The following is a 22,522-nucleotide window of genomic DNA, read 5'->3' as shown; positions in this document are numbered from 1 at the left end:
CGACCGACCTTAATCAGCGACAGTCCCAATTTTCTTGTTCCCAAGACCTGTGACACACTTGCAGCTGTAGGCACAGGGCCACGCCCCAATTTCAAGCGTAGAATCTTCATATGAGGGTTTGCCCCTTTTTTGCCTTTAAAAATGTTAGAATACGTGGATTGCCGTGCTGAAATTAGTTCCAGGGCTTCCACCATTTATTGGTGTTCGCTTCGCTCGGTGCCTTGATCGTTTCGGGGGCTTTGTCGGCTTCCTCCTTTGCCGCGTCTTTCTTGCCCCATGGCTTCCACCAACTATCAGTCGCTTCTTGAGTGGGTTCCTTGGTGACTTCGGCCTGTTCCGCAATTTCATTGGGCTCTGTCACGTTTGCGCTCCACGGCTTCCACCACTTGCGGCTATTCGCTTCAGGCTTTTCCTTGACCGTTACAATTTCTTTTTCAGCTTCATCGGGCAGGGGGGCATCTTGGCTCCACGGCTTCCACCACTTGCGGCTATTCGCTTCAGGCTTTTCCTGAACCGTTACAATTTCTTTTTCAGCTTCATCGGGCAGGGGGGCATCTTGGCTCCACGGCTTCCACCACTTGCGGTTCTGTTCTTCGCGTTTTTGCTGTCCGACCTCGGGTGCTTTGTCAGCTTCCTTGCGTTCGGCCTCTTCGTTACCCCATAGCTTCCACCACTTTGATTTGTCTTCTTGAGCTTTCTCAGGCGCTGCTTCGATATCATCGTTAGCATCTTGGTCAATGAGCGCTTCATTTTGCGGGATCTCAACTTCGCTAGCGCTTGCGGCGTTGGACTTCATTGGCTCTAGCGTGATCTTGTAGCGCTTCACCTCGCCTTCAGGCTTTTCATTGAGAGCAGATGCCGAAATTACCGTGATAAGGAGAGCTATGAAAGTGTAGGCAGATAGCTTCATAATTTTTGCCCCTATCTCTGGTAGAATCTATCCGTAGTGACAAGCTAGAAGCAATTCATTGGGTTGGACTTTAATAAAAAGGTCATGTTGGAATGCCACGAACTGAAGGATCGTTGACGAGAGTAGAAGCGTGCTTCCAGCCGCTTTCATACAGAGTTAAGCGGCTGGAAGCCGCTTCTACTTTACTGAAGTTCGTGCCATTCAGCTCAACTCGTTATGTTTGCAATTAGCTCTTGGAAGGGTGTCTCATGGTCTGTTCCATTCTGCTTGAAGGTGCTTGTGTAGCGGCTGACTGCGTGGGGGACTCCCATATTCAGCTGATCTGCGATCCACATATTCGTGGCGCTGGTTTTATACTTCAAGACAGCAGCGATCAGGATTTTCCAATCCGCTGACTTAATATCCGTTGCCACATCATTAGACATTTTATTGAGCGCTTCCATGCATTGTTCGAGCGCCAGTTGCTGGATAACCGTTGGCTACGGTGATGTCTGTCCGGTGACAGTCGGCTGGGAGTTCTTTGCCTTCTGGTTGTTTCTGTTCGATGGTTCAATCCACTTATGAACGGTTCAGTTTCAGGGCTTTTGTTGACTATTGCCCATATACCCATACTATGACCCACATTATGAAGACGACTATGGATATTGATGATTCCTTGCTGATCGCGGCTAAGGCGACTGCAGCCAGACGCCGGATGACATTGAAGGCGGTAGTCGAGCATGCCCTGCGCCGCGAAATTGAGCCAGTGGGCTACGGACGTAGTGACGCTGAGTGCTGTTACGAAGTCAATGAGCGTGGTATGCCGTATTTAAAAAGTAGCGGAGGAAAGCAAATGACTTCCGAGATGGTGTATGACCTGATGGATGAGGAAGGCATTTAAATGTATCTGCTGGATGTCAATGTGCTGATCGCGTTGGTGGATACAAACCACGTCCACCACGAAACCGTGGCGGATTGGTTTCGGGAGCATCATATCAATGGATGGGCAACGTGTCCGATTACGGAGAACGGTTTTATTCGGATTCTGGGGCACATCAATTATCCCAATGGTGCGCAATCCGCCGATGCCGCCCGTGATCTGCTGGTGGCACTTTGTGCCCAGCCGGGACATCAATTCTGGCCAGATGCCGTCTCAATGCGAACACTCGATCGTTATCCTGAATTGCCCATATCAAAACACCTTACAGATTACTATCTATTAGCCAGCGCGGTTGCGAAACGAGGCAAGTTAGCGACGCTCGATAAACGGATCTCTCCCTGTTTACTCACTGGCGGTGAGGCTGCTTTGCATGTGTTGTAGCAGGTGCGAATCGAACTGCCAAGCCAAAGTGAAACAGACATTTTGTCTGTCCCGCCAGAGTCAGTCGCCAACGCAACCAAACCCTCGAAAGGGGGCTGCTTACAATGTAAATTATGTCAAATTGCAAACATAACGACATGACCCGAATGGCACTAACTTAAGCTGTTTTTCTGAACTTTGTTGGCTCAATGGGATAGGCTGCTTTAGCTGCCCTCTTCGTGGCTAGTTTATTGATTTCGAGTAACTTATTCATCGTCGGCAGCTGAAGCAGCCGGTCCCAGTCATTCCATAAAATATCCTTAAGTTAGTGCCATTCCGACATGACCCCTTTTCTGGTCTCTGTCGGTCAGAAAATAATTGCGAAACATAGTTGAACGTATTCATAGTTCAGCATCCACATGATATCAGCGACTGAACTAGAACATGACTATAACGCCCTTAATGAGCTAATCGTTAATTGTCCCGAATTGATCCAGCTAGAGGCATTGCTTGGTGGCTTCAATCTGTTTCAGGTGCTTAAGTTTGAACATGGCGAAATACGGCATTCTAATGTTCTTGCTTGGTTGCTCGATCCCACTGAATCCCATGGATTAGCAGGCTCGTTTTTACAGGGATGGTTGATGCGTATTTTATATGAGTCAGAGCATAGTTTAAGTCTTGAGCCTATCGATGTTGATACTTGGGCACTTGTAAATGTCGAAGTCCGTCGAGAGTGGAAGCATATTGATTTACTGTTGATTCTGACGATGCAAAGCGGAGAGGAGTGGGTTGTTTGCATCGAGAATAAGATCAATTCAAAGCAGCATTCAGATCAACTACAGCGTTATCATGCGGTAGTTGAGGCTGAGTTCCCTCACTGTCGAAGGAAGGTTTATATCTTCCTGACTAAAGACCAAGAAGTGCCAAAAGATGATCGCTATATTCAAGCTTCCTACGAGCAGGTGCACCAGTGCCTCAAGAGCGCGGTGAATGCTCGCACCTTTTCTATTGGTGATGAGCCTAAGGTGCTTATCGATAATTATCTCCGCTTGATTGAAGAAAAATTTATGAACGAGTCCGACATCGCACGTCTAGCGCAACAGATTTATAAAAAACATAAGCGCGCCTTTGATATTATTTACGAGCAACGCCCCGATAACCTAAAGTTGGCCTCTGATTCAATCAGAGAACACATTGGTAGGAATGCAGATGTTTTAGGTATTCAGATGTCACATTGCACTAAATCCTATGTCCGTTTTCTGCCCAAAAATTGGGATCAGGCAGGTAATCAACACGGTAATAATTGGGGGGACGTAAATCACTCAATTCTGATGGAAATCAACCTATCAGGTAAGTCTGCTGTTTATTTGACTGTTGTTGCTGGTCGTTGCCCAGATGAATGGATTGAACCCTTGTGGACGAGAGCTCATCAAGCTCCGTTTAAACGAGTTGTGAAGATTGGTAAGGTGCGTCCCAAGACTTGGGTTACTTTGTATTCAGAGAAAATTAAAATATCGTTTGAAGAAGATGTTCTTGATGCGGATGTAATCGCTAAGAAAATTCTCGATTGGGTTGGCAGGCGATTGAAAGACCCAAGTTTAAAGGAGGTTGTTCAATTAATCGCCAATGAACTTCCGCGTTTAGATTCGTGTTTTAAGGCTCAGAATGCTGAAGGTAGTTGAGAGGTGTCGGTCGATTCGAGGGCTTTGGGCTGAACATGGGGTCATGTCGTTATGTTTGCAATTTGCCGTGGCGCGGCAGTGTTTTGTGGTTGTAAACTTAACGATTTAGTGGGTCGATCCATGGTTTGAGGCCAGCTTGCCGCGTCTGAGTGTAACGGTCGAGCGTTTTTGGGGTGGTCGCGAGTTATAATTTTGGTTCTGAACGTGCCGCGTGACGAATGTGAAGGACTTGAATTTGCTTGGCCGACTCGTTTATCTGATAGAAGGCACGATAGCCTTTCATCGGGATTTCATAGATCGTAACTGAGTCGGATGCGTCGTAGATTCGGCCACGACGAGGGAGCTCGTTTAGAGCTTGAATCTGATTCAGAAGTGCATGTCCGAGTTTTTGAGCGGCTTCTGCATTCTCTGCCGCAATGTATTCGCAAATACCTTTTAGGTCGTCGATAGATCGATTCGACAAGATTACTTGGTAAACCATGAGTCGAGCTCGGCTTTAGCTTCATCGACGCTTTTAACCTTACCTTCAGCCACGTCATTTTGGCCTTCTTGGATCGCAGTCATGATCTCAAGCTCTTGCTTGAAATCTGCAAGCGATGCCGTCTCGGGCAGACGCTCGAGGTGCTCGATTACTTGTTGCTTGGTGGTCATTGTGAAAGGATGGAGTGTCTCAGCTGTTTTAGCAAGATTGGATCCAGTGTGAGAAATGGGGCGATGCTGCTGATTGCTAAACCGTCTGGGGGGTAAGTAGTTTTTGCGGAAGGCGGGGGCGTGGGTGAGCTTGAGGGCTTTCATCAACTTGGAGCTGGTTTGATCCTTTGATCCGATTGCTTTGATGAGGCGTTTTACTTGGTCGCTTACATGGTCGTTTACTTGGTCGGTTGGATCGGACGAATCAGTATGATCGGTCGGATCTTGGGTGTTGGGCAGGGTGGGCTCTTTTTATTTGATCGGCACGGTGCCTTTGCAATTGGGGTAGGCGGTGCAGCCCCAGAATTGGCTGCCGTCGTTTTTGCCTTGGCGAGCGGTGCGGAGTGCCATGAGTTCGCCGCATTGGGGGCACTTGGGGATCTGGCTTTGATCGGTCTGATTGGACGGATCGGACTGATCGTTTTTGCGACGCTGTTGGATTCGGGCAGCAGCAAGCTGCTCGGAGAAGCCGCCGCCTTCGATGAAAGTTTGCTCTAAACTTATCAGTTGCTGGTCGAGCAGGTAGTTGGCCTGGTGAATCAGGCAAATTAGGCTGTTGGCGATCACGGCGGGGTCTTCGTGTTCGAGTGCGGGAGCGTAGAGTGCGACGCGGGCGCGATCGCCGGTGTCTTGCGGGTCGTGCAGGGGAGCACCTTCGGGGGCCTTGCGGATCTGGCTGCCGAGCGCGCGCACTTTCTTGGCTTGGCTGCCATTGGGATCCCAGAGTGGTAGTTTGTTTTGGCGCAGGTAGTCTTCGAAATCGAGCAGTAGCTCTTCGAGGCTGGCGCGGGCGACATTGGTGAGTTTGAGCTCTGACTTGGAGCTGACTGCGCCGACGCGGTTGCCTTCGGCGATGTTTTGCCGTCCACTGCGGGCGGCCTGGATCATCTGGTCTTGGGTGCGGCTGTAGCCGCTCACGAAGCGGCGACAAAAGCTGACGGTGCCGTCGTAGATGAGCGTCGTGGTCTGAAAGCTACGCAAGCGCCGATAGCCACCGCTGGCCCGCAGTCGGCGGTTAGCTGGCTGGCGGTCTGCGGGGGCATCGGGCATTTTCTTCGGGGTTGGTTGGGGATCGGTCTGATTGTTTTTTTTGATCGGTCTGATTGGTCGGATCAGACCGATCTGACTGGGGCTTAGCCAACGTAGTTGCGAGCATTCTGGAACATCTTCAACCATGGGCCGGCTTCGCCGGTGAAGACGTCGTTTGGCTTGTAGCTCATTTGAACGGCGCGGAAGCAGCGTTCTGGGTGCGGCATCATGATCGTGGCGCGGCCGTCGGTAGTGGTGAAGCCGGTGGCGCCTTCGGGGGAGCCGTTCGGGTTGGCTGGATACAGTTCCGTTGGCTCGGCTTTGCCGTTTACGTAGCGGAGGCTGAGTTGGTTGCCTGCCTTGATCGCATTGAGATCGCCAGTTGCGCTGAAGTTCGCGAAGCCTTCGCCGTGGGCGACAGGGATCGGGAGGATCGAGCCTTCCATGCCTTGGAAGAAAATACTCGGGCTCTTGGTGATCTCTAGGTTGCTGTAGCGGCCTTCGAATTGCTCGGAGCGATTGCGGGTGAACGCAGGCCAGTTTTCGGCGCCGGGGATGATGTCCTTGAGTTGTGAGATCATTTGGCAGCCGTTGCAGACGCCGAGCGTGAAGCTGTCGTCGCGGGCGAAGAAGGCGGCAAACATGTCCTGTAACTTTGCGTTGTAGAGCACGGACTTCGCCCAGCCGGATCCAGCGCCTAGCACGTCGCCGTAAGAGAAGCCACCGCAGGCGACGAGGCCTGCAAAGTCTTTAAGGTCGACGCGGCCTGCGAGCAGGTCGGTCATGTGGACGTCTATCGGGAGAAAACCGGCTTTATCAAACGCGAAGGCCATTTCGTTTTGGCCGTTGATGCCCTGCTCGCGGAAGACGGCCATTTTGGGGCGGTTTTCTCCCTGAATTACGAATTTAGAATTACGAATTAGGAATTCATCTAGTTCAGCTGTGCTGAAAGTGGGCTTGACGATTGTTTTGGACGCTTCTTGGTCTAGGAGGGCTTCGTGCTCTTCTTGGGCGCAGGCTGGGTTGTCGCGTTGCGCTTGCATGTGATAGGTGAGCTCGGACCATGCGCGGTTGAGCGTGGTGATGCTTTCGCTGTAGATCGTTTCGTTGTTGAAGGCGATGCTGAGCGTGTCGTCACTGGTGGTGTTGCCAATGAGTCGTGTGATGTCGCTGACATTGTGTTTCGCGAGCACGGCCATGACGGTGCTGATCTTCGCTTTGTCGATTTCGATGACGGCACCTAGCTCTTCGGCGAACAGGATGTTGAGGGCGGAAGGTGTCTGCGAGGAGGCAACCAGTAAGTCGAGGATGACGCTCATGCCTTTACGGCCGGCGAAGGACATCTCTGCTAGAGTCGCGATCAAGCCACCATCGCCACGGTCGTGGTAGGAGAGGATGAGATCGTTGGCGAGCATCTCCTGAATTGCGGCAAAGAAGCCGAGGAATTTTTCAGGATCGTCGAGATCGGGTGTTTCTTTGCCGATCTGGTTGTAAACTTGGGCGAGCGTGCTGCCGCCGAGGCGGTTTTTGCCAGCACCGAGGTCGAGTAGTAGCAGCGCGCTATTGTCGGACTTGAGGTCGGGGGTCACGGTCTTGCGGACGTCTTCGACGCTGCTGAATCCAGTGACCATGAGGCTGAGTGGGGAGACTTGCTTCTGATCCTTGCCAGAGGAGTCCTTCCAGCTGGTGCGCATGGACATGGAGTCTTTGCCGACGGGAATGCTGATGCCGAGGGCGGGGCAGATTTCCATGCCGACGGTTTTAACGGTGTCGTAAAGGTTGGCGTCTTCGCCGTCTTCGCCTGCTGCGACCATCCAGTTGGCGGATAGCTTGATGTTGCCGATCTTGCCGACATTGGACGCTGCGAGGTTCGTTAAGCACTCACCGATGGCGATACGGCCGGAGGCGGGGGCGTTGAGGATCGCCATGGGTGTGCGCTCTCCGATTGCCATGGCTTCGCCGGTGTAGGTGTCCATGCTCGTGCTGGTCACGGCGACGTCGGCGACGGGTGTCTGCCACGGGCCGACCATTTGATCGCGGGTGACCATACCGGTAATGGAGCGGTCAGCGATGGTGATGAGGAAGGTCTTGTTGGCGACGGCTGGGAAACGCAGGACGCGGTCGATGGCGTCGGGGAGTTGAATCTCGGATACGTCGAGTTCGGCGTGGTCTTCGACCTTGCGCTTTACGTCTTTGAGCATCTTTGGTGTTTTGCCGAGCAGGACGCTCATTTCCATGTCGATCGGGTTGTTTTCGAAGTGGGAGTCTTCGAGCACGAGTTGATCATCGTTGGTGGCTTCGCCGACAACGGCGACTGGGCAGCGTTCGCGTTCGCAAATGCTTTTGAATTCTTCGATGCGGTCGGGCATGACGCCCATGACGTAGCGCTCTTGGGATTCGTTGCACCAGATTTCCATGGGGCTCATGGAGGAGTCTTCGTTGTGAATGTTACGCAGGTGGAATTTGCCACCTGTCTTTTCGACGAGCTCGGGTAGGCCGTTGGAAAGACCGCCGGCGCCGATGTCGTGAATGGAGAGCATTGGGTTTTCGTCGCCGAGTGCGATGCAGCCGTCGATGACTTGTTGGCAGCGGCGTTCCATTTCGGGGTTGCCGCGTTGCACGGAATCAAAGTCGAGGGCTTCGGACTGTGCGCCTGCTGCGATGGAGGAGGCTGCGCCGCCGCCGAGGCCGATCTTCATGGCCGGGCCACCGAGCTGGATGATCAAGGCTGTGGGTGGGATCTCTTTTTTGAGCACGTGTTCGCGCTTCAAGTTGCCCATGCCGCCTGCGACCATGATCGGCTTGTGATAGCCGCGGTGTCGGTCGTTGTGTTCGAGCTGGAGGGTGCGGAACATGCCGCAGAGCTGCGGACGTCCAAATTCATTGCCAAAGGAAGCGCCGCCGATCGGGCCTTCGAGCATGATGTCCATCGGGCTGGCCAGACGGGCGGGGTGCTCAGCGATGTGCTTTTCCCAAGGGAGCGGGTAGCCGGGCACTTCGAGGTTGGAAACCATGAAGCCGGAGAGACCTGCTTTGGGGCGGCCGCCGATACCGGTGGCACCTTCGTCGCGGATTTCACCACCGACGCCGGTCGCTGCACCTGGGAAGGGGGAGATGGCGGTGGGGTGATTGTGAGTCTCTACTTTGCAAAGGATGTCGAGCTGCGCTTCGGTGTGGCGGTAGTTGCGCTGCTCGCCGCGTTGGTTGACTTCGAACCAAGCAGCGGGGGAGCCTTCGATGACACCGCAGTTATCGGAGTAGGCCGAGAGCGTGCCTTCGGGGGCGAGCTTGTGGGTGTTGCGGATCATGCTGAAGAGCGAGAGTTCGCTCTTGTCGCCGTCGACGATCCAGTCGGCGTTGAAAATCTTGTGGCGGCAGTGCTCAGAGTTGACCTGTGAGAACATGACAAGTTCGGCGTCGGTCGGGTCGCGCTCCATTTTCTGGTAAGCGGCGACGAGGTAGTCGATTTCGGGGGGGCTCATGGCGAGGCCCCAGTCGATGTTGGCCTTGCGGAAGGATTCGGGGCCTTCGGCCATGAGTGGCACGGTGCGCAGCTCGGAGGGCTCGAAGTGGGCGAAAAAGTCGGATACGTCGTTGTAGACCGCTTCGGTCATACGGTCGTGCAGGGCGAGGAGTGCCAGGCCGAGGTTGTCCATTGTCAGGACGAGGCCGTCGGCGCCGACGAGGCGGAAGTGGATGCCGCGCTCGACGCGTGCGATGCCCTCGATGGAGCAGTTGTGGAAGATGTCGGTCGCCTTGGTGGACCACGGTGAGATCGTGCCCTTACGCGGGGTGACGAAGAAGCCGCCTTCGCGGTCGAAGTGGCGGTCTGCGGCGAGGAGTGCGAAGGCGCGCTCGTTGGTTTCGTCGCTGAGCGGGTTGTCAGACTCGATGAAATAGGCTTCGACGGCGTCGATCTGGGAGATCGCGAGCTCGGGTGCAGCGGCGTTGAGCGCGGCTTGAAGCGCGGTGAGACGGAAATCGGAGAATGCGGGACGGCCCTGAAGAATGATCGGTTGCATAGCAGTAAAAAAGAAGAAAAGCGGAACTTTGAACGTCGAACGTCGAACGTCCAACATCGAATTGTGGAAATGAAATATTTTGACTGGTTCAACGCTGGGCCTTTTCAGTTGGAAGAGGTGCCGTGGGCGCTGAATGAATAAGACGGGTAAGTTGGCGACGGAAGGGAGGGGGAACAATGCTGAAAACCTGAAAATCCGAAAAATGGGGTGATGTAGAGTGGGAGGGCTCTAACTTTTTTAACTGCAGATGGACGCGGGTTTAGATTTGAACTACGAATCACGCGGATCTACGCGAATGAGTGATGGAAATAGGGGGAGTGGCTGAGGTTGTGAGTTGTTTGTGGTTGAAACTCCAATCAGTCGTGCGTCCCAGATTGTAATACATCCAATTGTTTAGATTCGCGCAGATTCGTGTGATTCGTAGTAGTCATTCAGTTCGAATTGAGGCGGTTTTGGGTCGATTTTTTTGTGAACTTGGCTAGTTTTCTCGCATGAGCATGCCTCCTCAAGTGATTGCCCATCGTGGTGCTTCGGCGGATGCCGCTGAAAATACGATGCCGGCGTTTGAGCTGGCCTGGCGACAGGGGGCGGATGGGGTGGAATGTGACGTGCGGCTGACTGCGGATTGCCAGGTGGTCTGCATCCATGATGCGGATACGGAGCGGGTGGCTGGCAAGTTACTGAGTGTTGAGAATCACAGTTATGCGGATTTGCAGGCATTGGATGTCGGGTCGTGGAAGGGGGAGGAGTTTAAGGAGTCACGTATTCCGCTATTGAGTGAACTGTTGGCGGCTTCGCCGAGTGGGAAGCAGCTCTTGATCGAGGTGAAGACGGGCGTGGAGATTTTACCAGCGCTGTTGGAGGTTTTGGATGCGTCGACGATTCAGTTGCGGGTGGTCACGATCATTGCGTTTGATGTCGAAGTAATCCGATCGCTGAAGCAGCAGCGTCCTGAGCTGCATGCGTATTGGCTGATCGATGTGCAGTCGAATTGGCTGGGGCGCTCGAAGCTGAAGCTCGATGATGTGTTGGAGACGCTGATCGAGATTCGAGCGGATGGTGTGGGCTTACGCTGTCACTCGGGGATTCATCGCGAGATGGTGCATGCGATCTTGAGCGCGGATCTCGCGTTGAATATCTGGACGGTGGATGATGCGACCGATGCGCGGCGGTTTGCTACCTTTGGGGTGACTTCGATCACGAGCAATGAGCCGGCGGCCATGCTGGTCGCGTTGTTCGAACGTTGAACTGCTCGAACGTTGAACATTGAACGTCCAACTTTGAACATTGAATTAGAATGGATGAATCCGGATTCTTCGCTTGTAGATTTACCTGGGCAGTGTCTCTCGCTTCGACGTTCGAAGCGAGAGACATCGGTTTTTGAGGGATTTCAAATTCGGTGTTGGACGTTCGAAGTTCGATGTTCAACGTTCCCATCATGACATTAAAACAACCAGTTCGTTGGGGTATTCTAGCCTGCGGTAATATTGCCAATGCGTTTGCGACAGCGCTTAAAGATTGCCCGGATAGTGTGCTACACGCGGTGTCGAGTCGTGATATTAAGAAGGCAAAGGCTTTTGCTGAGGAGCATGGTGCGACACGTGCTTATGGTAGCTATGAAGCGATGCTGGCTGATTCGGAGGTCGATGCAGTCTATATTGCAACGCTGCATCCGTTTCACTTGGAGTGGATTGCGCACAGTGTGCAAGCAGGCAAGCATGTGCTGTGTGAAAAGCCGTTGACGATGAACCTGCGTGAGGCGAAGCGGGCGAAACAGCTTGCGGACTCGAAGCGCTGCTTACTGCGCGAGGCCTTTATGTATCGGCATCACCCACAGACTCAGCGGGTTGTTGACTTGGTGACATCTGGTGTGATCGGTAAGGTGCGGATGATTGAAGCGAGTTTTTGCTTTGATTCAGGAACCAATCCAGAGTCGCGTGTTCAAGCCAAGGCGCTTGGCGGTGGCGGAATTTTAGATGTAGGCTGCTATCCAATGTCATTTGCGCGCTTGATTGCCGGGCGATCACAAGGTCGTTTATTTGCAGAGCCGCTAGAGTTGAAGGCCGTGGGGCATTTAGATTCGAAGACGAAGACTGATATGTGGACGACGGCAGTGGTGCGCTTTGAGGGCGATGTGTTGGCCAACTTAAAATGCGCGGTGCGTATGCAAGCTGAGAATCTCGCGGTGATTCATGGTGAGAAAGGCTGCATCACCGTCGATATGCCGTGGCGCTGCCCTGGCACGATTCGAATTGAGCTGAACGAGAAGAACTCGGTGCAAGAGGTCGCTATGCCTAAGATGCGTCATTTATATGCCTACGAGATCGATGCCTTTACCAATGAAATGCGTGGGCAACCAATCGGTGCCGACGCGGTCGGTATGCGTTTTGATGATACACTCGGTAATATGAAAGCACTGGATTGGTGGCGTGCAGAAATTGGGCTAGGCTACGAGGCGGATACGGTGCGTTAGGCTTCGGATACGGGTTTTGTTTGTCTGGCTGCTGCGCTCTTAATCTTCTCTTCATCATAATCTAAACGTTGTAATGAAAGGCCTTGCGGAGCTGCTGAGAGGATTAGGATTAGGAGTAAGATTACGATTATGACGTCTGAAATCGTTATATCTCTATTTTGAGGACAGTCTCCAAGCACGGTCCCTACGGATAGAATCTCAGATTTCTAGGTGGATGCTGGAATAATTAGCAGATCTGTGCTTTCCTATGCCCATGTCCGGCGCTTTGCTAAATATACCTTCTTTTGAAACAACCCTTGTCGAGCATCGGCTTGAACTGACCCGTCAGGCGCCTCGCGTCTTACAGGTGAATATTGGCAAGTTGTGCAATTTGACTTGCGTGCATTGCCATGTCAATGCGGGCCCGCGACGTAAGGAAATTATGACGCGGGAAACGGTCGATCGCATCCTTGAGTGGCTAGTGAACACCGATATCGAAGTGGTTGATTTGACTGGAGGCACGCCCGAGATGATTCCCGACTTTCGCCATATGGTGCAGCGTATTCGGGCGATGGGAAAGCGGGTGATGGATCGTTGTAATTTGACGATCTTAAACGAACCAGGTTTTGAGTGGGTGGCCGACTTTCATACCGAGCAGGGGGTCGAGATTGTCGCGTCGATGCCGTGCTACTGCCCGAAGAATGTGAATGAGCAACGCGGCGATGGTGTGTTTGATTCGAGTATTAAGGCGCTGCAGACTTTGAATGCTTTGGGCTATGGCACAGATCCAAAGTTGACGCTGGACTTGGTGTATAATCCAAACGGCGCGAGTTTGCCTCCGGAGCAGGGTGAGCTGGAGGCCGATTACAAGCGGGAGCTGAAAGCACATTTCGACATTACCTTTAACAATTTATATGCGATCACCAATATGCCGATTGCACGTTTTACCTCATATTTAAAGCGCCAAGGGGAGTATGCCGATTACATGCAGTTGTTGCTCGACAACTTTAACCCGTCATCGGTTTCGGGGCTCATGTGCCGTGATACGATCAACGTCGATTGGGAGGGGCGTGTGTATGACTGTGATTTTAATCAACAACTTGGCCTGCAACACCGAGAACGAACTAATCCGTTGAAGGTTTGGGACGTGAACTTTACGGATTGGGTGGCGCTACCGATTCTGACAGGGACTCACTGTTATGGCTGCACCGCAGGACAAGGTTCCAGCTGCGGCGGTGCTACAGTGTAGGTGTATTGTTCACGAGGAGAATAAGCTTAGTAACGCTGAAAGTATTCGTGGAATAAAGAGACTGACCATTGTTCCTATCGGCATGAGATTCAAAATAGTGCATCATCTAGTGCTTACATTAGGAATTGGTCTAACTTCGTTTGTTGGTTCCGCGCAGGCGGCGTCGGCCATTGAACCAAAAGTTGAGGCGCTCGTCGATGCGACACAAGAGTCGCATGGACTACGAGCTTGGTGGGGCAAAGAAGTGGTGGTTGCGGATGTTGCAATCGCATTTGGAGGTAAGACCATCGTCGATGGCACTTTTACGTTCGAAGCACATGGGCCACGCGCTCGCTATGATCGAAAAGATGGTGTCTCGATACTATTTGATGGAAACACCGCGTGGGTGAGTCCTGCAGATTCGGCAGCTTCTAAAGGGCGTTTTCATGTGCTGACGTGGCCATGGTTTATGATGGCGCCATTCAAAATGAAGGGAGACGGCATTCATTTAAGCGACCTACAATCAGTGCAGGTCGATGGGCAAAAATATGAAACAGTGTTTCAGACTTTCGGCGAAAATATGGGAGATACTCCAGACGATTGGTATCGTTTCTATATTGATCCAAAAACAAAGTTGGTTGATGCGATGTCCTACATCGTGACCTATGGTAAGGATTTAGAGAAAGCAACGCCGACGCCTTCGATTATTGAGTATTTCGATTACATGAATGTCGATGGTGTGCAGATGTCGACTCGCTACGAGCTCTGGCATTGGGATGCTGCCGCACATGCAGTCGTGGGCGATGCCCCGAAGGGAACCGGAGTGGTTTCTAATATTCATTTTACCACTTTATCAAAGGTAGATTTTTCAGTGCCACCAGGTGCGCGTGAATTGCCACTTAATTAATTATTAGAGATTCGTGCTTATGAAATATATAATGATATGCCTAGGGATTTTCGGAGCGTTGGGACTGCTAAACGCAAGTAATGAAACTTCAGGGACGTATGCTGAGTTACTGCAAAGATATGTGAAGGATGATGGCGTTGCTTATGAGTCTTGGGTGGCAAATTCGTCGGACGTGCAGGCTCTTAATTCAGTGCTCACTGATTGGTCAAAGGTAGATGTGCAAAAACTGCAACGCGCAGAGCAAAAGGCATTTTATATTAACGTATATAATGCGGCGATGTTACAGGCGGTTTTAGACCATTATCCATTAAAGTCCGTGAAGGAAATCGGGTTGCTGCCATTTAGCGTCTTTAAAAAGAAATACATTTCGCTCAGCGGTGCTAAGGTAAGCTTAGATCATGTTGAAAAAGGAATTTTACTGAAGGCATATTTTGATCCACGTATTCATTTTGCAGTGAATTGCGCGAGTGAAAGTTGTCCGCCATTGCGAGCGGAGCCATATGTCGGCGAGCGTCTCGATCAGCAGCTTGATGAGCAGACGCGTTTGTTTGCTGAGAGTCGTCGTGCTGCGCGAGTGAATACTGGGTCGAGATCGACCGCGTATTCGGAATTGTTCAAATGGTATGCAGATGATTTCGGAGTGAAGAGCCCTGCAGAGTATTTAAATCGTTATCGTGCTTCGAAGCTAGATGTGAAACAATCAGTCAAGTGGATCGACTACGATTGGTCGCTCAATGCGTCGAAGTAGTGCTTCTACCGGAATTTGAACACTCATAAGCCATGCCTGACACTAAACTGATCCTCGTTTATAATGCTGATAGCGGCTTTTTTAATGCACTGTCGTCCTCGGTTCATAAAGCGTTGTCACCGGAAACCTATGAATGTCAGTTGTGCCGTATTACGTATGGGATGACGCGCATGGAGGATGAGTGGAAGTCCTACTTGGATCAGCTTCCCGTGGCCTTGGAAGCATTGCATCGCAATGAACTAAGTGCGAAGTATCCGAGCCTAGCTGCTGAACCATTACCAGCGATTTTCATATCAGATGCGGGCAAGCTAGATGTGTTATTGAATGCAGCGTCTATTAATGATTCGGCAGACATCACCACATTGATCGAGCGTGTTGATCTGGCGCTAACTACCGCCGGATTGAAGGATTGATCCGAACTTACGACTTTTACCCCTATATCAACTATGCCGAATTTAATCTCCCGTTACACGTATTGGCTCCATACCAAATGGCCTGCCGGAGGCATTGAAAAAGGTCCCGAGGTCAATGAGGACGGTCGCACGAATGTGAAAGGTGTGCGCGTTGTTGGTGATTTGACGGGCGTGCCGTTGTTGAAATTTTCGGCCGACACAGGAGCCAAGGCGGTGGCAGCGATCTTAGAGGAGTCGGACTTCAAGGCTGGAGCGGGCACGAGTGCCAATGTCTATGATTTAGTGATTGTCGGGGCAGGGGTGTCTGGCATGTCGGCAGCCATCGAAGCGAAGAAGGCAGGGCTCAATTTTGTCATTTATGAAGCAGATGAAAGCTTTTCGACGATTCATAACTTTCCACGGAAGAAGCCGATTTATACTTACCCGACTGAAATGAAAAATGCAGGCGAACTGCATTTTAAGGCGGACGTGAAAGAGGACTTGCTGAATGAGTTGAAGGCACAGCAAACCGCGCATGAGATCGAAACGACACGTGCAAAGGTGCAGCATATTAGCCGAAACAGTGGCGTGCTGGAAGTCGAGTTTACCGAAGGGGAGTCCGTGAAGGCTCAGCGTGTCATCGTGGCGATCGGGCGCACTGGAAATTTTCGTAAACTGAATGTGCCTGGTGAGACCTTGGATAAAGTTTCGAATAGGTTGATCGATGCGACTGAGTTGACTGGCCAGAATGTGATGGTCGTCGGTGGTGGTGATTCGGCTTTAGAGGCTGCCGTGGCTTTGGTCGAGGCAGGGGCGATGGTTTCGTTGAGCTATCGCAAGCGCGAATTTTCACGAGCAAAGCCTGAGAATGTGGAGCGCGTGCAAGCGTTGGCGGACGACGGTAAGTTGGCGCTCTATATGGGCACGAATCTAAAGGAAATCAATGAGGACTCGGTGCTTGTCTCTGGTGAGGATACGGTCGACAGCACTGTGGCGAACGATGTCGTTTATACGCTGATTGGGCGAGAACCTCCGTTGGATTTCTTTCGTAAATCGAAGATCCCTGTGACCGGTGATTGGACGCCGAAGGTGTGGGGCAGTTTAATCGCATTCTTTATCGCATTCATGGTGTTTTATCACTGGCAGAAGGGGCTGTGGTTGACGCAGTTGAGTCCTGGTAAAATGGCGTGGTGGGTGACTTCGCTCGGAGGTTTGCTACAAGCGCAGGTGGATAATCCGCGAAATGTGCTAAGTCATATTCGCGGTGCGATGAACCAACCGGGCTTTTACTATTCGCTGGCGTATTGCATCTGTGTCGTGGCATTTGGGATACGTCGTATTAAGCGACGCCGCACTCCGTATGTGAAGTTGCAGACGCTGTCGCTGTCGCTGTTTCAAATTATACCGCTGTTTCTATTGCCTTGGATTTTACTACCTTGGTTTGGTGCCTTGGGTTGGTGGGAGTCTGGAGTCGGCGGTCTTATCGGAGATTGGTTTTGGCCGAATGGAGAGTATTGGCGTTCCTTTGGTCTAATTCTCGCGTGGCCTCTGTTTGTGTATAACTGGTTCACCTCGGAACCGTTGTGGGGATGGTTGATTCTTGGTTTTATTCAGACGTTTGTATTCATCCCGTTCATTGTTTGGAAGTGGGGTAAAGGGGCGTATTGCGGCTGGATTTGCAGTTGCGGTGCACTGGCCGAAACACTGGGCGATGCACATCGCCATAAGATGCCGCACGGTCCTTTTTGGAATAAGTTTAATATGCTAGGGCAAGTGATACTGGCTGTGGCGTTTGTGATGATGGGGTTCCGCATCGTGGGGTGGGTGATGCCTGATGGGAATTTTGCAGCTCAGATCTTTAACGCGATTTTGTCGGGGATTCCTGTGTTGAATTGGAAATATGCGGTGGATGTGTGGTTAGCTGGCGTCTTTGGAGTCGCGTTTTACTTCCACTTTTCTGGGCGTGTGTGGTGTCGCTTTGCGTGTCCGTTAGCGGCTTTGATGCACATCTATGCGCGTTTCTCACAGTATCGTATTTTCGCGGAGAAGAAGAAGTGTATCTCGTGTAATGTGTGCACGACGGTTTGTCACCAGGGGATCGATGTCATGAACTTTGCGAACAAGGGGATACCGATGGAAGACCCCGAGTGTGTGCGTTGTTCCGCCTGTGTCCAGTCGTGCCCGACGGGTGTTCTGAGCTTTGGTCGGTTTGACGGCAAGGGCGGTGTGGTGTATGATTCGCTGCAGGCCTCGCCAGTGCGAATGCAGGAAATACATGAGCTGTCACCGGTCGATAAATATTTAAACAAAAAGCAATGATGAGCGGCCTGGTGTTCGCACTTATTTTATGAGTTATTTCAGTATTTTTATCTTAGTGGCATGCACGATCTGCAGCTTCTTCTTACTTCTTTACGGGTTAAATACCTACTTCATGGTGTATTTATTTTTGCGGAAGATGAAGTCTGGCAGAGTTGCAAACGAAGCCTGTGAACTGAAGTATGCGGATCGGTTTAACACGCCGGATTTGTTGCCCGTTGTGACGACGCAGATTCCGTTGTATAATGAAATCAATGTGGCCGAGCGTGTGATTCGAGCGGTCGCGGCGATTGAATATCCGCAGGCACTGCACGAAATTCAAATTCTGGATGATTCCGATGATGAGACCTGTGCGTTGGTCGATCAGGTAGCAACTGAGCTAAGGGAAGCAGGTTATATGATCTCAGTGTTTCGCCGGGATGATCGTGTCGGTTATAAGGCCGGTGCGTTGGAGGCGGGCATGGCGGTTTGTAATGGCGAATACATTGCGATTTTTGATAGTGATTTCATTCCACCGAAGGATTTTTTGATTCGGACCTTACCGCACTTGTGGGAGGATGAGCGTTGTGGTCTGGTGCAGGCGCGCTGGGATCATATTAACCAGGAGAAGTCATGGCTCACACGGGCACAGGCGATGGGGGTGGATGGCCACTTTGTCGTTGAGCAGACCGCGAGGAATCAGAATGGCCTTTTTATGAATTTCTGTGGGACGGCCGGCGTCTGGAGGCGCACTGCGATCGAGGAGTCTGGCGGTTGGCAGCATGATACGATTACGGAAGATTTGGACCTGTCATATCGTGCACAGTTGGGTGGGTGGAAGTTTCGCTATCTCCCGGATTTACTGGTGCCAGCTGAATTGCCTGAAACGTATAGTGCCTTTAAAAGTCAGCAGTATCGCTGGGCAAAGGGTTCGATACAGACGGCGCGTAAGACTTTACCTCGTCTGTGGCGTGCTCCGATTCCTTTTGTGCAGAAGATCGAGGGCACGGTGCATTTGACTCAATATGGGCTGCACTTTTTGATGGCGATTTTGGCGCTGTTGTTATTGCCGTTGGTTCTTAACTTTCAGGATGGGCTTGCGCACTATCGATCTGACTTCTTTTTCTGGCTGCTATTGCCAGTTGCCGTCGGTCCGAGTGTGGGCTATATCATTTGTCAGTATTGTATACATCCCGAGAGTTGGAAGTCTCGGGTGGTGCGCTTGCCGTTTCTTCTTTTGGTTGGTTTTGGGATATGTCTGTCGAATGCGAATGCGGTCTTACAAGGTGCCTTTGGGAATGATAATACATTTGTGCGCACGCCTAAGTCGGGCGAAAAGTTGCTTAAGGAATACTTGGTGAAGCGCACTTGGGTGCCACAGTTGGAGGTTTTTCTGTCATTGTATTGTGCCGTCACGATTGCTGCGCTTGTCTATATGGAGCAATATGCGCTGATACCATTTGTTGCCATTTATGCGCTGGGGTTCGGTTTGATCGGCGTGAATAGTCTGTCCGAGTCGCGCATGTCGAGGGTATGAGGTCGTCGCGTAATATTGCCTGGTTTGTGTGTTTGTGCGTGGCTGGGGGGGCGTCGTTGGCGTATGCGATAGTCACCTCGAGTTTTGACTCGGCCGGCGGATTTCGGGTGCTTCTGTTTACGGTGATTGGTGCCTCGGGGTTGTTCAGTATCTTTTTATTTCCTCGATTTAAATCCAGCTCTCGTGCTGTTTGGGCGATCTGGCTGTCGGCCATCTTCCTGCGACTATTGTTGTTGCCGACAGCGCCTTCGGATGATGTCAGCCGTTATCTTTGGGAAGGTCAGCTAGTGCGTGCGGGAGTCAGCCCGTATGAACAGACGGCGAATGCGGAATCGGTGAGTCAGTATCGCGATGTGCATTGGGAGGGGATGAATCATAAGGATAGGCTGACTGCCTATCCGCCCTTGTCCGAATTGGCTTTCGCTGCGATCGGTGGGGCGTGGTATCAGCCGCTGTCGTATAAGGTGGTGTTTGTTTTGTCGGATTTACTCACGCTAGGCGGGGTGTTGCTGTTGCTGAAGCGACGTGGGATCGGGGTGGAGTATTCGGGCTTTTATGCGCTATGTCCTGTCGTGCTGATTTCGTATGCTGGGGAGGCTCATTTTGATGCGTTGATGCTGGCACCTTTGGTGTGGGCGCTCTGGGCTTATGAGTCGGGTCGTCGGATGTTGGCAGTGGCTTTGGCGTCGGTGGCGACGGGAGTGAAGTGGATTGCGCTGCCTTTGATACCTTTCTTTGCAGGGAAGCGATTGGTGGTGGGTGGATGTGTGGCTGTGGCAACACTGTTACTGCCTGCGTTATATTTTTACGATACCTTGGATTCTTTGATCAGTGGTTTATTCACCTTTGGTGGGGCAAGTAGCTTTAACGGTTTGCTGTATGATTGTTTATTGCGGGGGGTGGGGTTGCCACGTGTGGTTTGCAGTGGGATTGTGGTCTGTTTGTTCGGTGGCGTTATTTTATGGCGCTGGTTCTGGCGTGATCGTGCCTCGCTTGATAGTCACCTACGTTGGATCTTAGGTGCGCTGATCGTGCTTTCGCCGACGGTTCACTTTTGGTATTTATCCTGGATATTGCCGTTCGTCTGTCTCCGCCCGTCATTGCCTTGGATTACTTTTACGCTGACCAGTGGGGTTTACTTTTTTGTGTGGACGAATGCGTCATGGGGATTACTTCCATGGCAGCAGTTCGTGTTCTGGGGGCCATTCGTGCTGGCGTGTGCCTATGAAGCCTGGAGCACGAAGGGGCGCGTGCTTTGGCCCGTGGTTCGTAGGGGCTTTGCTTGCGAAGCCCGCGATGATGGCCTTGATGAGCCTTTGATGACCCGGGCCGCGCAAGCACAGCCGAAGCGCATTCCCTCGACTGTGTCAGTGGTCATTCCGACACTCAATGCCGAGCAGCAGTTGCCTGCGGCGCTGGCGAGTGTGATCGAACAATCAGTGGCGGTTGACGAAGTGATCATTGTTGATGCTGGGTCGACAGATGCAACGGTCGTGATTGCCAATAGTGCCTCACTGCCTGTGCGTGTGCTTTCGAGTGAACGAGGGCGAGGCTTGCAGATTGGCGCAGGGCTTGAAGCTGCTCAAGGGGACTGGGTGGTGGTGCTGCATGCCGATGCTCAGCTGTCTACGTCTGCGGTGGAGTGTTTGTTGCGTGCCGTAGCCGTAAACAGCGATATGATTGGCGGTGCGATGGGGCAACGCTTTGAAGATGGTAACCCTGAGTTACTACCGATTGAAGTGCTCAATGATTTGCGTGCGGTGTTTTCGCGCACCGCGTTTGGCGATCAGGTGCAATTCTTCCATCGCGAGACGGCGCTGCGTTATCAGTTGATGCCGAAGCAGCCGTTGATGGAAGATGTGGAGTCGAGCTGGCGCACACGTGAGTGTGGGGCGTTTGTTTTTTTGAATCAGCCCTGCTTGGTGAGTCACCAAAAATGGAATCCTAAAAAATGGCTGACGCGTTTTCGTTTAGTGATGCGTATTGTTTCACGTTATCGATTCGCTCGAATGCATGGGCACCGCGCTGCAGAAGCGCTGAGCTACGAACTATATGATGAATATTATTCAATTCGGAAATAATCTCCGTCGGTTGCAACTCCAGTTATCAGCTACAAGTTAAACGAAACTTATATTATGCCTCAACCTACCAATACACGATCTTCTGTCGAAAAACGCTATGCCGATGCAGCCAAGGCTCCTGAAGCGGCACTCTGCTGCCCTGTTGAGTATGATAGGAAATATTTAGAAGTGATTCCCGACGAAGTGATCGAGAAAGATTACGGGTGCGGCGATCCCTCAAAATGGGTGCAACCGGGCGAAACGGTTTTGGATCTGGGCTCGGGAACGGGGAAAATTTGTTTTATCGCATCGCAAGTTGTTGGAGCTGAAGGCAAGGTGATCGGAGTCGATATGACGGATGACATGCTGGAAGTCGCGAATCGTAATGCACCGATTATCGCGGAGCGTATCGGTTATGGAAATGTAGAGTTCCGCAAGGGGCGAATTCAAGATCTGGCGCTGGATCTTGATTTGCTAGGTGAGGAATTGGAGGCACATCCAGTCGCGAGTGCGAGTGACTTTTTGAAGTTGGATGAGATTGCCGAGGAATTGCGAGTGAAGCAGCCTTTGGTGCAAACAGAGTCGGTAGATGTGGTGGTGTCGAATTGCGTGTTAAATTTGGTGGAGCCCGAGCAAAAACCGAAATTGTTTCGCGAGATTTTCCGTGTGTTGAAGAACGGTGGGCGAGCGGTGATCTCTGATATCGTGAGTGACGAACTCGTTCCTGCGGCGATGCGCGAGGATGCGCATCTGTGGAGTGGTTGTATTTCGGGTGCTTTGACAGAAGAAGGTTTTTTGCAGGCCTTCGAAGATGCCGGGTTTTATGGGATCGAACTGGTTAAGTTTGAGACGCAGCCATGGCAGACTGTCGAGGGTATTGAGTTTCGCTCGGTGACGGTGCAGGCCTTTAAGGGCGAGCAAAGGCCGTGTCTTGAGCACAATCAGGCAGTGATTTATCAAGGCCCGTTTAAGTCGGTATTGGATGATGACGGTCATCGTTTTGACCGCGGTGTGCGGACTGCGGTGTGCGATAAGACCTTTAAATTACTACAAAGCGGGCCGTATGCGGGGCATTTCGCTGCAATAGAGCCATTAGAGCCTGTGGAGGCTGACTCAGTCCAAGCGTTTGATTGCGTGAAGGGCGCACGACGTCACCCTAAAGAGACGAAGGGGCAAGATTACGACGCGACTACCGACGCGGCGCATTGTGTCGAAGGTGGGGAGTGCTGCTGAGGGAAACTTGGAAACACTGAAACTTGGAAACGCTGAAACGTAGGATAGCTGAAATCTG

The 22,522-nt window shown here is 51.8% G+C and carries 19 protein-coding genes and 1 pseudogene; 13 read left to right on the top strand and 7 right to left on the bottom strand.

The features are described 5' to 3' along the window. Positions 1-172: 172 nt before the first annotated feature. Positions 173-910, bottom strand: coding sequence for a hypothetical protein (locus GZZ87_RS14090; RefSeq protein WP_162051205.1), 738 nt, complete (start codon positions 908-910; stop codon positions 173-175). 206 nt (positions 911-1,116) lie between these two features. Next, a complete protein-coding gene (locus GZZ87_RS14085; RefSeq protein ID WP_162026448.1) occupies positions 1,117-1,335 on the bottom strand; it encodes a hypothetical protein in 219 nt (72 codons plus the stop codon). A 188-nt stretch (positions 1,336-1,523) separates the two neighbouring features. Between GZZ87_RS14085 and GZZ87_RS14080 the strand changes: the two genes are divergently transcribed. The 3 genes from GZZ87_RS14080 to GZZ87_RS14070 all read left to right on the top strand — a co-directional run bounded on the left by GZZ87_RS14080 (position 1,524) and on the right by GZZ87_RS14070 (position 3,871). Continuing rightward, the gene (locus GZZ87_RS14080) at positions 1,524-1,790 is read left to right on the top strand and encodes a hypothetical protein (protein WP_162028589.1); all 267 of its coding nucleotides are present in this window, start codon (positions 1,524-1,526) and stop codon (positions 1,788-1,790) included. Beyond that, positions 1,791-2,210 (top strand): TA system VapC family ribonuclease toxin, encoded by a 420-nt coding sequence (locus tag GZZ87_RS14075; RefSeq protein ID WP_162026445.1) that lies wholly within the window; start codon positions 1,791-1,793, stop codon positions 2,208-2,210. A gap of 398 nt (positions 2,211-2,608) precedes the next feature. After that, positions 2,609-3,871 carry a PD-(D/E)XK nuclease family protein gene (locus tag GZZ87_RS14070; protein ID WP_162026443.1) on the top strand — a complete coding sequence of 421 codons (1,263 nt, stop codon included), beginning with the start codon at positions 2,609-2,611 and terminating at the stop codon, positions 3,869-3,871. Positions 3,872-4,055: 184 nt separating this feature from the next. Here GZZ87_RS14070 and GZZ87_RS14065 read toward each other — a convergent pair whose 3' ends face one another. The 5 genes and pseudogenes from GZZ87_RS14065 to purL form a co-directional block, all read right to left on the bottom strand. Beyond that, entirely contained in the window at positions 4,056-4,352 is a 297-nt protein-coding gene (locus GZZ87_RS14065) for a type II toxin-antitoxin system RelE/ParE family toxin (protein ID WP_162028590.1), read from the bottom strand. Continuing rightward, positions 4,337-4,522: a hypothetical protein gene (locus tag GZZ87_RS14060; protein WP_162026439.1), complete on the bottom strand. Its 186-nt coding sequence runs from the start codon at positions 4,520-4,522 to the stop codon at positions 4,337-4,339. The genes GZZ87_RS14065 and GZZ87_RS14060 overlap by 16 nt, the downstream gene beginning before the upstream one ends. A gap of 99 nt (positions 4,523-4,621) precedes the next feature. Beyond that, a pseudogene (locus GZZ87_RS19965) lies at positions 4,622-4,801 on the bottom strand (Fic family protein); the annotation flags it as partial. A 12-nt stretch (positions 4,802-4,813) separates the two neighbouring features. Then, positions 4,814-5,611 (bottom strand): four helix bundle suffix domain-containing protein, encoded by a 798-nt coding sequence (locus GZZ87_RS14055; protein WP_162026437.1) that lies wholly within the window; start codon positions 5,609-5,611, stop codon positions 4,814-4,816. Positions 5,612-5,694: 83 nt separating this feature from the next. Continuing rightward, on the bottom strand, positions 5,695-9,612 hold the full coding sequence (gene purL, locus GZZ87_RS14050; RefSeq protein ID WP_162026435.1) for a phosphoribosylformylglycinamidine synthase: 3,918 nt from the start codon (positions 9,610-9,612) through the stop codon (positions 5,695-5,697). A 491-nt stretch (positions 9,613-10,103) separates the two neighbouring features. Here purL and GZZ87_RS14045 point away from each other — a divergent pair, with 491 nt between their 5' ends. The 10 genes from GZZ87_RS14045 (at position 10,104) to GZZ87_RS14000 (ending at position 22,464) form a co-directional block, all read left to right on the top strand. Then, positions 10,104-10,859 carry a glycerophosphodiester phosphodiesterase gene (locus tag GZZ87_RS14045; RefSeq protein ID WP_162026434.1) on the top strand — a complete coding sequence of 252 codons (756 nt, stop codon included), beginning with the start codon at positions 10,104-10,106 and terminating at the stop codon, positions 10,857-10,859. Positions 10,860-11,050: 191 nt separating this feature from the next. Next, a complete protein-coding gene (locus GZZ87_RS14040) occupies positions 11,051-12,085 on the top strand; it encodes a Gfo/Idh/MocA family oxidoreductase (protein WP_162026432.1) in 1,035 nt (344 codons plus the stop codon). Positions 12,086-12,332: 247 nt separating this feature from the next. Next, positions 12,333-13,313, top strand: coding sequence for an arsenosugar biosynthesis radical SAM (seleno)protein ArsS (gene arsS, locus GZZ87_RS14035; RefSeq protein ID WP_348534064.1), 981 nt, complete (start codon positions 12,333-12,335; stop codon positions 13,311-13,313). A gap of 82 nt (positions 13,314-13,395) precedes the next feature. Further along, the gene (locus tag GZZ87_RS14030) at positions 13,396-14,199 is read left to right on the top strand and encodes a DUF6503 family protein (RefSeq protein WP_162026429.1); all 804 of its coding nucleotides are present in this window, start codon (positions 13,396-13,398) and stop codon (positions 14,197-14,199) included. A 19-nt stretch (positions 14,200-14,218) separates the two neighbouring features. Continuing rightward, complete coding sequence (locus tag GZZ87_RS14025) at positions 14,219-14,947, top strand: DUF547 domain-containing protein (protein ID WP_162026428.1); 729 nt, start codon at positions 14,219-14,221, stop codon at positions 14,945-14,947. Positions 14,948-14,979: 32 nt separating this feature from the next. Next, positions 14,980-15,360 (top strand): hypothetical protein, encoded by a 381-nt coding sequence (locus GZZ87_RS14020; protein ID WP_162026426.1) that lies wholly within the window; start codon positions 14,980-14,982, stop codon positions 15,358-15,360. A 33-nt stretch (positions 15,361-15,393) separates the two neighbouring features. After that, positions 15,394-17,658, top strand: a complete 2,265-nt coding sequence (locus tag GZZ87_RS14015; protein ID WP_162026424.1) for an NAD(P)-binding domain-containing protein — start codon at positions 15,394-15,396, stop codon at positions 17,656-17,658. A gap of 28 nt (positions 17,659-17,686) precedes the next feature. After that, positions 17,687-19,171, top strand: a complete 1,485-nt coding sequence (locus GZZ87_RS14010; RefSeq protein ID WP_162026422.1) for a glycosyltransferase — start codon at positions 17,687-17,689, stop codon at positions 19,169-19,171. After that, positions 19,168-21,252: a glycosyltransferase gene (locus GZZ87_RS14005; protein WP_162026420.1), complete on the top strand. Its 2,085-nt coding sequence runs from the start codon at positions 19,168-19,170 to the stop codon at positions 21,250-21,252. Before GZZ87_RS14010 ends, GZZ87_RS14005 begins: the two co-directional genes overlap by 4 nt. Positions 21,253-21,306: 54 nt before the next feature. Next, positions 21,307-22,464 (top strand): methyltransferase domain-containing protein, encoded by a 1,158-nt coding sequence (locus GZZ87_RS14000; RefSeq protein ID WP_162026419.1) that lies wholly within the window; start codon positions 21,307-21,309, stop codon positions 22,462-22,464. Positions 22,465-22,522: the final 58 nt, after the last annotated feature.

It is taken from the genome of Lentimonas sp. CC4, assembly GCF_902728235.1.
In the GTDB taxonomy this organism is placed as follows: Bacteria; Verrucomicrobiota; Verrucomicrobiia; order Opitutales; family Coraliomargaritaceae; genus Lentimonas.
The sequence above is the reverse complement of the archived record's forward strand: the minus strand, read 5'-3'. Positions and strand labels throughout refer to the sequence as shown.

What these genes read in the sequence shown, in the direction of transcription:
- GZZ87_RS14070 (WP_162026443.1), top strand. Translation starts at nt 2,609, where the DNA reads ATGATATCAGCGACTGAACTAGAACATGACTATAACGCCCTTAATGAG.
- GZZ87_RS14045 (WP_162026434.1), top strand. Translation starts at nt 10,104, where the DNA reads ATGAGCATGCCTCCTCAAGTGATTGCCCATCGTGGTGCTTCGGCGGAT.
- GZZ87_RS14010 (WP_162026422.1), top strand. Translation starts at nt 17,687, where the DNA reads ATGAGTTATTTCAGTATTTTTATCTTAGTGGCATGCACGATCTGCAGC.
- GZZ87_RS14020 (WP_162026426.1), top strand. Translation starts at nt 14,980, where the DNA reads ATGCCTGACACTAAACTGATCCTCGTTTATAATGCTGATAGCGGCTTT.
- GZZ87_RS14000 (WP_162026419.1), top strand. Translation starts at nt 21,307, where the DNA reads ATGCCTCAACCTACCAATACACGATCTTCTGTCGAAAAACGCTATGCC.
- GZZ87_RS14055 (WP_162026437.1), bottom strand. Translation starts at nt 5,611, where the DNA reads ATGCCCGATGCCCCCGCAGACCGCCAGCCAGCTAACCGCCGACTGCGG.
- GZZ87_RS14040 (WP_162026432.1), top strand. Translation starts at nt 11,051, where the DNA reads ATGACATTAAAACAACCAGTTCGTTGGGGTATTCTAGCCTGCGGTAAT.
- GZZ87_RS14090 (WP_162051205.1), bottom strand. Translation starts at nt 910, where the DNA reads ATGAAGCTATCTGCCTACACTTTCATAGCTCTCCTTATCACGGTAATT.
- GZZ87_RS14085 (WP_162026448.1), bottom strand. Translation starts at nt 1,335, where the DNA reads ATGTCTAATGATGTGGCAACGGATATTAAGTCAGCGGATTGGAAAATC.
- GZZ87_RS14025 (WP_162026428.1), top strand. Translation starts at nt 14,219, where the DNA reads ATGAAATATATAATGATATGCCTAGGGATTTTCGGAGCGTTGGGACTG.
- arsS (WP_348534064.1), top strand. Translation starts at nt 12,333, where the DNA reads ATGCCCATGTCCGGCGCTTTGCTAAATATACCTTCTTTTGAAACAACC.
- GZZ87_RS14060 (WP_162026439.1), bottom strand. Translation starts at nt 4,522, where the DNA reads ATGACCACCAAGCAACAAGTAATCGAGCACCTCGAGCGTCTGCCCGAG.
- GZZ87_RS14075 (WP_162026445.1), top strand. Translation starts at nt 1,791, where the DNA reads ATGTATCTGCTGGATGTCAATGTGCTGATCGCGTTGGTGGATACAAAC.
- GZZ87_RS14080 (WP_162028589.1), top strand. Translation starts at nt 1,524, where the DNA reads ATGACCCACATTATGAAGACGACTATGGATATTGATGATTCCTTGCTG.
- GZZ87_RS14005 (WP_162026420.1), top strand. Translation starts at nt 19,168, where the DNA reads ATGAGGTCGTCGCGTAATATTGCCTGGTTTGTGTGTTTGTGCGTGGCT.
- GZZ87_RS14030 (WP_162026429.1), top strand. Translation starts at nt 13,396, where the DNA reads ATGAGATTCAAAATAGTGCATCATCTAGTGCTTACATTAGGAATTGGT.
- GZZ87_RS14015 (WP_162026424.1), top strand. Translation starts at nt 15,394, where the DNA reads ATGCCGAATTTAATCTCCCGTTACACGTATTGGCTCCATACCAAATGG.
- GZZ87_RS14065 (WP_162028590.1), bottom strand. Translation starts at nt 4,352, where the DNA reads ATGGTTTACCAAGTAATCTTGTCGAATCGATCTATCGACGACCTAAAA.
- purL (WP_162026435.1), bottom strand. Translation starts at nt 9,612, where the DNA reads ATGCAACCGATCATTCTTCAGGGCCGTCCCGCATTCTCCGATTTCCGT.